The sequence below is a fragment of the Nocardiopsis sp. MT53 genome (assembly GCF_019598965.1).
In the GTDB taxonomy this organism is placed as follows: domain Bacteria; phylum Actinomycetota; class Actinomycetes; order Streptosporangiales; family Streptosporangiaceae; genus Nocardiopsis; species Nocardiopsis changdeensis.
Map to the genome: position 1 here is coordinate 6611511 of NZ_CP080599.1, position 10808 is coordinate 6622318.

Below are 10808 nucleotides of genomic sequence, written 5' to 3' on the forward strand. Positions count from 1 at the left end.
GCCGAGGGGCGGCCCCCTGGAGGGGGCCGCCCCTCGGCGTCGTGGGACCGGTGCGGGTCAGCCGTCGTCGCGCGGCTTCCAGGTGCGTCCCCGGCCCGCCTTGCGGGGCTTGGCGGGCTGGGGGCGGTAGGCCGGGGAAGCCTCCTCCTCGGCCATCGGAGTGGGCTCCGCGTCGCGCGGCTCCGCCCGGTCGCGGACGACCGCCCTGCGGCGCGGACGGGCGGCGGCCGCCGCCGGGGCCCGTTCCGGTCGGGTGCCGGGGGCCGGTGCCACGGGGCCGGCCGGGACCGGTACGGACACGGGCTCGGCCGCCTGCTGTTCCGGGGCCTCCGGACGGTCCACGCGGACCACGCGGACCCGGCCTGCCTTGCGGCCGGGGGCGCGCTCGTGGCGGACCCGGGTCCTCTGCTCCTCCTTCGGGGCGGGAGCCGCGGGGGCTGCGGGAGCCGCGGGAGCGGCGGGTGGGGACGGAGGTGCGGGCGGGGCCTGGGCGGCGGCCTCGGGTGCCTCTCCCCCGGCCTTGGGTTTCTCTTCCCCGGTCTCGGCGCCGTCCGTGTCGGGGGGCGTGACGGCGGGAGTGTCCCGCACGGGCTCCGGGGTTTCGGCCGGAGCGGGCGCGGGAGCGGCCGCGGGGCTCTCCGGTGCCGGGGTCGCCCCGTTGAGGGCGGCGAAGGCGTCCCCCTGCTCAGCGGGGGTATCGCGTGAGCTCCGACGGCCGGTCGGGGACGCGTCGGCGTCCTCCTGCCCGGTGGTGGTGCCGACCTCGGCGGGCGGGGCGGCCGGGGCTTCGGCGGCCGTGTTCTCGTGAGGACCCGGGGCGTCGTCGGGCTCCGGTGTGCCGGGGGCCTCAGCGGTCGTGGTGGCGGAGTCGTCCGGGGCCGTTTCTCGGACGGGCTCTTCCGGGACGGGGGTCTCGTCCCACCAGGAGTCGTCCTCGGCATCCGCCGTGGTGGTCGTGTCAGCCGCGGTGGTCGTGTCCGTCGTCGGCCTGTGCGCGGGGGTGTCCGTGGCGGTCTCGGCGTACTCCCCCTCGCGGAGCGCCCGGAAGGCGGCGTCCACGGTGGCCCCGTCGTCCGGGGCGGGTTCGGGGTCCAGAGCTGGTTCGGGCTCCAGGGCGGTGGTGGTCTCCCCGTCGTCGTCGGCCGTGGTGCCGGCCGCGGCCTCCTCCTCCCAGGCGCGGGTGAGCCGTTCCCAGGCGGCGTCGTCGCCCACCCGGACGAAGGCGTCGTCATCGTCCCAGTCCTCCGCGACCAGCACCGGGCGCGGCTCGGCGGCCCCCCGGTTCCGGGAGGACGGCCGTACCGGCCGCTCCGACCCCGAGTGGTCCGCCGCGTGGTGGGCGTGCACGGCCGCGTGGACCTCCTCGGCCGTCGAGCCCGGCCAGGAGCAGTGGAACAGGGTGGCCAGCGGCTGGCTGGTCTGCGAGATGAGCCCGTCCGCGTCGATCGTGCAGTTGCCGCCCAGCGGCCAGCTCCCGAGGATGACGGCGGTGACGCCGCGGTGCTGCCCGTGCAGCAGGAGGCCGGACAGGGCGTGCTCGTGCTGGGCCTCGGGCGCGGAGATGATCAGGGCGAGCGGGGCCCGGTCCTCCTCGGCCATGGCGTGGAGTTCGGTGGCGAGCACCGCCAGCGCGTCCTCCGTTCCGGGGACCAGGGTGACCGGCTCGCACGGGCGGTCGCGCAGCAGGTCGCGGCCGGTCTCGCCGAGCAGCCGGACGGCCTCGTCCTCGGTGATGAGGATCCGCACCGCGAGGGGTTCGGTCGGGTCGAGGGCGTTGGCGATCAGGCGCCGGGCCGCCCCGTCCGCCCCCTTGCCGGTGAGGCCCAGGCCGGGGACGTGGTCGAGTTCGACGGTGACCCGCTCGTCGATCTCGGCGCCGGGCTCGGGGCGCGGCGGGACCGGCGGCAGCGCCAGGCGGCGCGGGCGGCCGGTGAGGCGCCGGGGCAGGCTGAGCGCCATCCTGGGGACGAAGGAGCCGCGCTTGCCCAGGAGGTAGCCCCCGGCGAGGCCGGCGAACCCCACGAACCCGGCGACCGCGCCGTCGGGGATCTCCAGGACGACGACGCGGGGGCCGTCGTCCTCGACGGCGGCGGCGTTCTCCACGGTGATGAGGGACCGGTCGGCCTCCTCCTCCGCCGCGGCGGCGCCGTCAGCGGCGTCGTCGCCGGTCTCCTCCGGGGCCGTGTCCGTGCCGGCCTCCTCCTGCGGGGCCGGGGTAGAGGCGGGAGCGGACGCGGGGGCGAGGGTGTAGGCGATCTCGACGCGGCGCTGGCTCTCGGCGGGCCCCTCCACCGGCTGCTCGGCCCCCCTGCCCGTGACCTCGGTGTCCGGGGCGTCCTCCCCGAGCTCCTCCTCCAGGTAGTCGGCCACCGCCTGGGCCCGCTCCCGGGACAGCTCCCGGTTGCGGTCGGCGTTGCCGCTGGGGTCGGCGTGCCCGGTGATCGCGACGGGGACGTTCTCGTCCCAGTGGTCCCCCAGCATCTCGACGGTGGGGGCGAGGTCCTCCCGCATCCGCTCGGTCAGCTCGGCCGATCCGACCGCGAACCCGCTGATGGTGCGGGTGCGCTCCACCGGCCCCTGCTCCGCGGTCTCCTGCGGGGCCGCGGGGGCGCTCTCCTCCCGGTCCGGCGACTCCTCGTCCTGGGCGACGGTGTCGGCGAAGGCGGCGGCGGGGGTGACCGCGGTGGCCGCGACGGCGGTGGCGGCGATGGCCTGGAGCGGTCCGAACGGGCGCAGGCGCAGGGGCACGCCCCGCAGGCGGGCCACGGCCTCGGCGGCGAGAGCCAGGGCGAACATCCCCCACAGCGCCCACAGCGCGGTGATCAGCACGGCGGCGGGCACGCCCGGGGGCAGCCGCCAGCCGCGCAGGTGGGCGAGAGCGACGTCCCAGGAGGGGAGCGTGTCGGGCCAGGCGGCGTGCCACAGCAGGACGTAGGGGACGCCGACGAGGAAGGCGAGCGCGAACACGGCCGCGCCGAGCCTGTTCAGTGGATGCATGTCCGCCTCACAAAGGTGCTCAGGGGGTCGTCGTCTGTGTGTAGGGACGTGCCGTGGCGGTCGTCTCGACGGTGGTCGATCCGGCCGGGACGAGGGTGAAGGAGTAGGACATCGTGCAGGTGACGGTGACGGTGTCGCCGGAGACGCTGACGGTCCCGGTGGCCCCGGCGGAGGAGAGGAAGGCCTGGGCGGCGGCGGAGGCGGCGGCCGGGTCCAGCGGGACCTCGTCGGCGCCCTCGCGGTACGTGTTCCAGTCGAGCTGCTGGGCGCCGACCCGGGCGGCCTCCTGGGCGAGCGTGGCGGTCTGTCGCCGGGCCTGGAGGAGTTCCCCGCCCTCGTAGACCAGGCCCAGGCACGCGATGAAGGCGACCGCCATCACCGCGACGAAGGCGCTGACCTGTCCGCGGTCGTCCCGCGCGGCGGCGGTGGTCACGGCTGCCCCCGGAAGGTGTCCACGGCGACGGTGGCGCCGCCCTCGATGGTCTGGCCGCCGGGGAAGGCAACCCCGTACAGATCGGAGAAGTCCACCGTGCAGTGGACGGTGACGGAGACCGCGCCCCCGGCGGCCAGGCCGCCGTGGTCGACGGTGGTGGTGTGGTCGGTGCAGGCCATGCCCTGCTCCTGGAGCCCGGCGGCGGCGATGGCGGTCGCCGTGGAGGAGGCGGCCGTGGGCGTGCGCTCCAGCGAGGCGGCGCGGGCGGCGGAGTGGGCGACCTCCCCGACCGTGGCCCGCGCGTCGACGACGCGGCCGGCGAAGACCATGAGCATGGCGAAGGTCAGCAGGGCGGGTGCCAGCAGGGCCAGCTCCACCGAGGCCGAGCCGCGGTCGCGGTCGCGGTGCCTCACGGTGTCTCACCTCCGGGGACGAAGCGCTCGACGGGGGCCACGGACACGTGCCGCACGTTCCAGGTGACCCCGGGGACGAGGCTGGGGACGGAGCCGGTCACGGTGACGGTGACCTCCTCGGCCCCGCGTTCGACGGCGATGTCGATGTCGGACAGGACGGAGCCGGAGGGCGCGGCCGCCGGGGCGGCCGTGCCCTCCACGGTGCGCGACTGCTCGGCCGTGCGGCGTGCGAGGTCGGCGGCGACGTGCTCGCCGTGCATCCACAGGGCGGCCTGGACGACCAGCATGACCAGGAGGAGGAGCGCGGGGGCCGCAACTGCCAGCTCGGCACTGCCCCGGTCGTCTTTCTGCTGTCGCAAGGGAGTCTCCTACGGAGTGCCGAAACTGGCGATCTCTTCGGCGACGAAGGTGCTGATACCGCCGACCGCCGCGATGCCGACGAGGATGAGGAGCGCGGTGACCACCACCGTCTCGGTCGAGTAGCCGCCGTCGTCCTTGGGCAGGGTCAGCGCGGTGACGATGCGGTAGTACAGCTCTTTCATGGTGCTTCTCCAAGCAGGGGATCAGGTACTGAAGAGGATGAGGTTCATGGCCGGGTATCCCAGAAGGACCAGGAACCCGGCGAACAGCAGGACGACGGGCAGGCTCATTCGCTCCGTTGAGGCCTGGGCGGCGGCCTCCATCTCGGCGAGGAACTGCACGCGCAGGGTCTTGGCCTTGGCGGAGAGGGAACTCCGGACCCGGGCGCCGTCGGCTCCGGCCAGGTGCAGGCTAGCGGACAGTTCCGCGAACTCCGGGGTGTCGTAGCGTTCGCCCAGTTCGCGGAGCACCTGCCAGGCGGGTACCCGGGTGAGGGACGCCTCCCGGAGGGCGTCGCGGATCGCGGCCATCGCCCAGCCGCCGCCGTTGGCAGAGGCGTCGGTGAGGGCGCCGCTGACGCCCGCGCCCCCGGCCAGGGAGACCACGACCAGGTCGGCGAAGCCGGACAGGGTGCGGCGCATCTCTTCCTTGCGCTTGGTCGCCTCGTCGTTGAGGGACAGGTCCGGGGCGAACCACATGAGGAGGGCGAACCCCACCCAGAGGATGACCGGCACGAGAGGCCCGTTCAGCACCCCCAGGGGGGACAGCAGCAACCCCATCACCGGCGGGAACAGCACCCCCACCACCACTCCCGCCGCCTTCTCCGCCAGGTAGCCGCCCGGGTCGCGGTCGCAGATCCTGAGGTTGCGCGCGGCGCGCTTGCCGGGCAGACCGGCGGCGTGCAGCAGGGGGACGCCGACCCGGCCGAGCCGGGTCAGGAGGCCGCCCTCGGAGGGGCGCAGTGCGAGCCGTGCCGGCGGGCGGGGGCCGGACAGGCGCTCGGCCAGGGTCGGGCGGGCCCAGCGGGCCGCCGCCAGCGCCCACAGGGCCAGGCCCAGGGCGGCGCCGGCCAGGGCCGCCGCGGTCGTGGGGTTCACAGCGCGGCCTCCTTGAGCGGGTCGGGGGCCAGGACGCGCGGCCCGAGGGAGAAACGGGACATCCGGGTCATCCACACCACGGCGGTGGCCCAGATGCCGCCGATGGCCGCCAGGACGATCTGGCCCAGCAGGCCGTCGAACGGGGCCAGGTACTCGGGGTTGAACAGGAGCATGAACGCCGCCATCCCCAGCGTCGCGCCCATGATGATGCGCGAGGAGGTGCGCAGCCGCGCCCGGCCGGCCGACACTTTGACCAGCATGGCGGCCTGGTCGCGGGCGGACTCGGCCAGGGCGCCGAGCAGGACGCCGAGGTCGGTGGCGTGCCGGGTGGCGGCCATCGCCAGGGCGGAGGCGACCAGGTCGCCGGTGGGGTTGTCGACGGTGCGGGCGAAGGTGTGGAGCGCGTCGCGCGGCTCGCGGCCGCGGCGCATGTCGTCGGCCAGCCGCTGCACGGCCCCGCGCAGCGGTTCGGGGGCGATGGGCGCGGTGGCGGCGACCGCCTGGTGCAGGCCGGAGGACCCGGCCATGAGGTCGCGCAGCATCTCGGTCCAGGCGGCGACCGCCTCGACCCCCTCGACCTGCTGCTTGTGTTCGGCGTCGCTGCCCAGGACCTGCGGGGCCCACCAGACCGCGGCGGCGGCCAGCGCCCCGGCCACCGGCCAGCCGGTCAGGAGCCAGGCGCCGACGCCGGCGGCGGTCGCGAAGGCGACCCTGCCCGGGCGCGGGAGCGGCCGGGACCGGCCCCGGCGGAGGCGTTCGGAGACCAGCGGGGCGGCCCAGACGAACAGGAGGAAGACGCCGAGTCCGGCGACGCCCCCGGCGGTGGCGAGCAGGAGCGTGTTCGTGTTCACCGGCCCCACCCCGCCGTCTCCGCCTGGAGCGAGAGGGGGTCGAAGCCGTGGTCGGCGAGCACGTCGAGGGTGTCCGGGCTGGGCGGGGCCGCGGCGAGGCGGCCCTGGCGCGGCGAGTAGCGGTAGATCTCGTTGGAGACCACGTTCTGCCCCTCCGCGCCCACGACCTCGCGCACGCTGGTGACGCGGCGTTCGCCGGTGGGCAGCGCGGAGACGTGGACGACCAGGTGGACGGCGGAGGCCACCAGCGACGCGGTCGCCTCCAGCGGCAGCCGTTCGGCGGACTGGGCGGCGTAGGCGCCCAGCTTGGTGAACGCCCCGGCGGAGCCGGCCGCGTGCAGGGTAGTGAGGCTGCCGTCGTTGCCCTGGCTCATGGCGTTGAGCAGGGGGACGGTCTCGCTGCCGCGGGTCTCCCCCACGATGACGCGGTCGGGCGACATGCGCAGCGCGGTGCGGACCAGGTCGGCGATGGTGATCTCGCCGACGCCCTCGATGTTGGCGGGGCGGGCCTGGAGGGCGACGCAGTCGGGGTGGGCCTCGCGGTCGCGGTCCAGGCCGAGCTCGAAGACGTCCTCGATGGTGACCAGGCGCTCGGTCGGGGGGATCTCCGAGGCCAGGGCGCGCAGCAGGGTGGTCTTGCCCGCGCCGGTGCCCCCGGTGACGACCATGTTGCGGCGGGCGCGCACGGCGGCCCGGAAGAGGGAGACCAGGGCCGGGTCGAGCGTGCCGAGCTTCTCCAGCCGGCGCAGCGACGAGTGGGTGTACCGGTGGCGGCGGATCGACACCGAGGGCTGGCGGGAGACCTCCATGACCGCGTTGAGGCGCTCCCCGCCGGGGAGCTGGAGGTCGAGGATGGGCGCCCCGGGGTCGAAGCGGCGCTCGCCGCTGGCCGACTCGGCGGCCAGGCGGCGGACCAGGGCGATGACGTCGTCGGTGTCGGCGAACAGCCCGGCGTGCAGGCGGCGGCTGCCGTCGGCGAGCCGCACCCAGGCGTCCACGCCGTTGATGTTGATGTTCTCGATCTCGGGGTCGTCGAGCAGGGGCTGGAGCGGCCCCACACCGGTGACCTGGGCGAGCGAGGCGGCGGCGATGGCGGCCTCGGTGGCGGGGGCCAGCAGGGGGCGGCCCTCGGCCAGGGCTGCGCGGGCGGCCTCGTCGAGGATGTTGGCGATGACCCGGTCGGCGCGGGCGCGGTGCTCCTGCGGGGTGTCCGGGTCCTCGCCGCGGGTCTCCTCACTGATCCTGCGGCCCGCCTCGGCGGACACGTAGGCGACCCACTGGGCCTCCACCCGGTCGGTACCGGGGTCGAGGAAGCGCTCGGCGGCGCGGTCCGCGAACTCGTCGGGCGGGGTCATGCGTTCACCCCCGGGGGCAGCGGCGCGTAGACGACGGGCTCGGTCCGGGCGGCGGCCAGTGCGCGCGCCAGCCGGTCGGCGGCCCGGAACAGGGGGCGCTTCTGGGGCCGGGCGATGTCCTGTTCGCCGCGCAGGAACCGGGCGGAGCGGGGGTCGTCGGGCACGCGCCCCCAGACGGCGGAGCCGAGGGCGCCGGTGATCTCGCCGACGCCGCCGCGGCCGCCGCAGACCACGACCGTGAGGTCGCGGGCGGGGAAGGACGGGGCGAGGAGGTGCTCGCGGGCGCGGCGCAGCTCGGTGAGGCGCTCCGAGACGACGAGGACGGCGTGGTCGACCCGGGCGACGAGGGCGCGGGCCGGGGAGGAGGGGGTGAGGCGGCCGAGGTCGAGGACGGCGACCGGCGCCGCCATCGCGCCGAACGGCAGGGGGTGCTGGCCCAGGAGCCGCACGGCGCCCTCGGCGGGGTCGGCGGTGATCGGCGCGGGGCAGACCCGGAGCCCGCCGGGCAGGGCCTGGGTGTGGGCCTCGGGGTCGGCGCCGCCGCCGCGGCGCATGGCGGCGGCCAGGCCGGTCAGGCCGGGCTCGGTGGGCAGGCGGCGCCAGACGGCGACCGCTCCGCCGGAGGGGTCGGCCTCCACCAGCACTCCGGGCGCGTCCCCGGGCCAGACCGCGGCCAGGGCCATGCCCAGGCTGGTCACGCCCGGGGCGCCGCCCAGGGAGAAGACGGCGACCGTCGTCGTCATCACGCCCCTCCGCGCGGGTGGACCTGCACGAGGCTGACCTGTCCGGCGGAGGCGGCCGCGGCGATGCGGGCGGCGTCGGCGGAGGAGACCAGCAGCTCGACGTTGACGGCGCCCTCGACCCCGGGGTCGGGGACGAGGGTGCGGACCAGGGCGAGGTAGGCCTGGGGGGCGCCGTCCTCCTGCTGTTCGCCGCCGCTCACGACCACGGACACGCTGGCGCCCGCGCCCAGGGAGGCGGGGAAGCGCCCGGGCTGGAGGGTGGCGCCGACCAGGGCCCGGTCGGACTCGGGGAAGGCGGCGTCGGCGCCCAGGGCGGACTCGGGCAGGACCCCGCCCTCGACCACGGGGAGGGTGAGGGTCAGGCCCACGACCTCCTCCAGGCGGGCGGCGTCCACGAAGGACAGGTCGGAGGACACCGACATCTCCGAGACGCGCAGGTCGTCCATGGTGAGGACGTGGCCCGCGGGGAGGTCGGTGTCGGCGACGACCACCCCGGTGCGGTCGTCGAGGCGTTCCAGGGCGATGACGCCGCTGAGCGCGCCCGCCGTCGTCAGGGTGAGGGCCAGCGCCAGCCACCGCCAGCGCCGGGCGCCGCCGCCGGAGAGCCGCACGGCGGGGGGCTGCTGTGTCTGCCGCCCCGCCCCGGGGGGCGGGGCCGTCGTCGTCTCGACCACGTCTGTCTCAGTTCTTCTCGGTGTCAGTGGGTGTCCGTGACGAGCCCGTGGGACTCGCGGACGGTGAGGTCGACCTCGGAGGTGCTGGTGAGCTGGTCGAGGGCGCCGCCACCGCCGCCGGAGAAGCTCCACTCGGTGTCCCAGAGCACGCGGACGGTGACGGTGCGGACGCCTTCGGGGGCCGCGTCCGAGGCCGAGGTGTAGACGTGCCCGCAGTCGGGGGAGGCGGAGTCGGCGTCGTGGACGGCGGGGTCGAAGGGGGTGCCGGGGCCCTCGCACTCCACGGTGGAGCCGTCGCCCATGGTCCACAGGGTGCGGGCGGGGGTGGCGGTCACGGTGAGGGAGGAGTCGCCCAGTTCGGCGGAGGTGGACTCGGCGCCCCAGCTCTGGGGGTCGACCCACAGCCACAGGGGGGTGTTGACCAGGATGAGGGAGTCGGTGCCCGGGGAGGTGGCGATGGTGGGCTCGGGGAGCTGGAAGGAGGCCATGGCCTCCTCGATGCTGGTGAGGGGGTCGGTGCCCTCCTCGCCCTCGGCGGCCTCGGCGAAGACCTCCTCCCAGTCGATGGCGTCCCAGTCGACCATGTTCTCCCAGTCCATGGACTCCCAGTCGATGGCGTCCCAGTCGACGTCGGCGTACTCGTCGGAGCCGCCCGCGCCGCCGGTCCCCCCGGAGCCGCTGGCGCCGGGGGTGCCCGGGACGCCGCCGTGCTCCAGGAGCCAGCGCAGCAGGATCTGGCAGCCGTTGCCGCCGGAGGTGCCGCACTCGACGCTGCCGAGGAAGGAGCCGTCGTCGGCGTGCGCGGGTGCGGCGCTCAGGGTCGCCAGCACCAGGGCGGCGGCGGCCGCGGCAGCGGCGGGGGGTAGGGGTCTCAACATGATCCGGCCTCCCAGATGCGCAGTTCGGACACGCGCCAGGCGAGTCCGTCGTGGATGAGCGTGGCGTCGACCTTGCGGGGGCCCGCCGTCCCCGCGGAGCCGCCGGTCCGCCAGGCGGAGTCGTCCACGCAGTCGGCGACGACCGCGAGTTCGGGGCTCTCGACGGTGACGGCCGGGTCGAGGACGGGCTCGCCCTCGGCGTTCCCGCCCGCGGCCGCCTCGTCGAGCGCGGTCCGCATGATCTCCCGGGCGGCACCGACCGCGTGGTCGTCGAGGGCGCGCGAGGCCTCCTCGTCTCCGTGGGAGGCCGCGACCACCGCGTCCCACATCCCGGTGTAGGCCGCCAGGGCGGCCTCCTCGTCACCGCCGGCGGCGGCGGTGGGCGCGGGCCGCGGTTCCGTTCCGGCGCCGTCGGTCTCCGCGGCGGGTGCGGAGCACCCGGCGGCGGCGAGGAGCGCGCAGACGGTGAGCGCCAGGCGGGTCGAGCCGGATCGCATCGCGGCCTGTTCCCTTCGGTGTGCTCCGCCCGGGCGGGACGGGGGTGGGGGGTGGGGAAGCGGCAGGTGGGGCGGGTCCGCGGGGGGACGGGCCGACACCGACCGATGTGGGTTTGCGTGTGTTTCACGCTCTCTCAGCGTGAGAGTACCGAGAGCGCACAGTACACAACAACCCCCCAGAACGAGAAATAGGCCCTACATAGGGGAGATTCGACGCAACCGAAAACCGAAGGCCCGGTGGATCGCACAGAAACGGGCAGCCGAATGGCTGCGTGGGCCGGTGTCGCGGCACCTCCGCGCTCCGGCGCGGCGGTGCGGGCGGCCCGCGCCCGTCCCTCTGGCCTACCCCCGGATCCAGGGTGGAACACCTGCCCCACGGGGAGACCGGCACGGAATGAACCGCGGGGGATCACCCGGCGAAGTCTCGGTCTCCCGACCGGCACGAACACGGTGCTCGAACGAAGTCCAACGTTTCCGTGACACACCAACATGAACAGAAAGGGAAGAACC

12 protein-coding genes are annotated in these 10808 nt (G+C 75.8%); all 12 read right to left on the reverse strand.

Features of this window, described 5'->3' with window-relative positions; genetic code table 11:
- Positions 1 to 57 precede the first annotated feature (57 nt).
- Genes K1J57_RS29645 through K1J57_RS29700 form a run of 12 tightly spaced genes read right to left on the reverse strand, consistent with a single transcriptional unit; the run spans position 58 to position 10298 of the window.
- Positions 58 to 2997 (reverse strand): OmpA family protein, encoded by a 2940-nt coding sequence (locus tag K1J57_RS29645; protein WP_220561990.1) that lies wholly within the window; start codon positions 2995 to 2997, stop codon positions 58 to 60.
- A 19-nt stretch (positions 2998 to 3016) separates the two neighbouring features.
- Positions 3017 to 3430, reverse strand: a complete 414-nt coding sequence (locus K1J57_RS29650; protein WP_255646697.1) for a TadE/TadG family type IV pilus assembly protein — start codon at positions 3428 to 3430, stop codon at positions 3017 to 3019.
- A complete protein-coding gene (locus K1J57_RS29655) occupies positions 3427 to 3843 on the reverse strand; it encodes a TadE/TadG family type IV pilus assembly protein (protein ID WP_255646698.1) in 417 nt (138 codons plus the stop codon). The genes K1J57_RS29650 and K1J57_RS29655 overlap by 4 nt, the downstream gene beginning before the upstream one ends.
- A complete protein-coding gene (locus K1J57_RS29660; protein WP_255646699.1) occupies positions 3840 to 4202 on the reverse strand; it encodes a TadE/TadG family type IV pilus assembly protein in 363 nt (120 codons plus the stop codon). Before K1J57_RS29660 ends, K1J57_RS29655 begins: the two co-directional genes overlap by 4 nt.
- 9 nt (positions 4203 to 4211) lie before the next feature.
- On the reverse strand, positions 4212 to 4385 hold the full coding sequence (locus K1J57_RS29665; protein WP_220561991.1) for a hypothetical protein: 174 nt from the start codon (positions 4383 to 4385) through the stop codon (positions 4212 to 4214).
- A 21-nt stretch (positions 4386 to 4406) separates the two neighbouring features.
- Positions 4407 to 5300: a type II secretion system F family protein gene (locus K1J57_RS29670; RefSeq protein ID WP_220561992.1), complete on the reverse strand. Its 894-nt coding sequence runs from the start codon at positions 5298 to 5300 to the stop codon at positions 4407 to 4409.
- The gene (locus tag K1J57_RS29675; RefSeq protein ID WP_220561993.1) at positions 5297 to 6160 is read right to left on the reverse strand and encodes a type II secretion system F family protein; all 864 of its coding nucleotides are present in this window, start codon (positions 6158 to 6160) and stop codon (positions 5297 to 5299) included. Before K1J57_RS29675 ends, K1J57_RS29670 begins: the two co-directional genes overlap by 4 nt.
- Positions 6148 to 7506 carry a CpaF family protein gene (locus tag K1J57_RS29680; RefSeq protein WP_220561994.1) on the reverse strand — a complete coding sequence of 453 codons (1359 nt, stop codon included), beginning with the start codon at positions 7504 to 7506 and terminating at the stop codon, positions 6148 to 6150. The genes K1J57_RS29675 and K1J57_RS29680 overlap by 13 nt, the downstream gene beginning before the upstream one ends.
- Positions 7503 to 8249 (reverse strand): hypothetical protein, encoded by a 747-nt coding sequence (locus K1J57_RS29685; RefSeq protein WP_220561995.1) that lies wholly within the window; start codon positions 8247 to 8249, stop codon positions 7503 to 7505. Before K1J57_RS29685 ends, K1J57_RS29680 begins: the two co-directional genes overlap by 4 nt.
- Positions 8249 to 8923 (reverse strand): SAF domain-containing protein, encoded by a 675-nt coding sequence (locus tag K1J57_RS29690; protein ID WP_220561996.1) that lies wholly within the window; start codon positions 8921 to 8923, stop codon positions 8249 to 8251. Before K1J57_RS29690 ends, K1J57_RS29685 begins: the two co-directional genes overlap by 1 nt.
- 23 nt (positions 8924 to 8946) lie before the next feature.
- A complete protein-coding gene (locus K1J57_RS29695) occupies positions 8947 to 9801 on the reverse strand; it encodes a hypothetical protein (RefSeq protein ID WP_220561997.1) in 855 nt (284 codons plus the stop codon).
- A complete protein-coding gene (locus K1J57_RS29700; RefSeq protein ID WP_220561998.1) occupies positions 9795 to 10298 on the reverse strand; it encodes a hypothetical protein in 504 nt (167 codons plus the stop codon). Before K1J57_RS29700 ends, K1J57_RS29695 begins: the two co-directional genes overlap by 7 nt.
- Positions 10299 to 10808 lie beyond the last annotated feature (510 nt).

What these genes read in the sequence shown, in the direction of transcription:
- K1J57_RS29645 (WP_220561990.1), bottom strand. Translation starts at nt 2,997, where the DNA reads ATGCATCCACTGAACAGGCTCGGCGCGGCCGTGTTCGCGCTCGCCTTC.
- K1J57_RS29665 (WP_220561991.1), bottom strand. Translation starts at nt 4,385, where the DNA reads ATGAAAGAGCTGTACTACCGCATCGTCACCGCGCTGACCCTGCCCAAG.
- K1J57_RS29680 (WP_220561994.1), bottom strand. Translation starts at nt 7,506, where the DNA reads ATGACCCCGCCCGACGAGTTCGCGGACCGCGCCGCCGAGCGCTTCCTC.
- K1J57_RS29685 (WP_220561995.1), bottom strand. Translation starts at nt 8,249, where the DNA reads ATGACGACGACGGTCGCCGTCTTCTCCCTGGGCGGCGCCCCGGGCGTG.
- K1J57_RS29695 (WP_220561997.1), bottom strand. Translation starts at nt 9,801, where the DNA reads ATGTTGAGACCCCTACCCCCCGCCGCTGCCGCGGCCGCCGCCGCCCTG.
- K1J57_RS29700 (WP_220561998.1), bottom strand. Translation starts at nt 10,298, where the DNA reads ATGCGATCCGGCTCGACCCGCCTGGCGCTCACCGTCTGCGCGCTCCTC.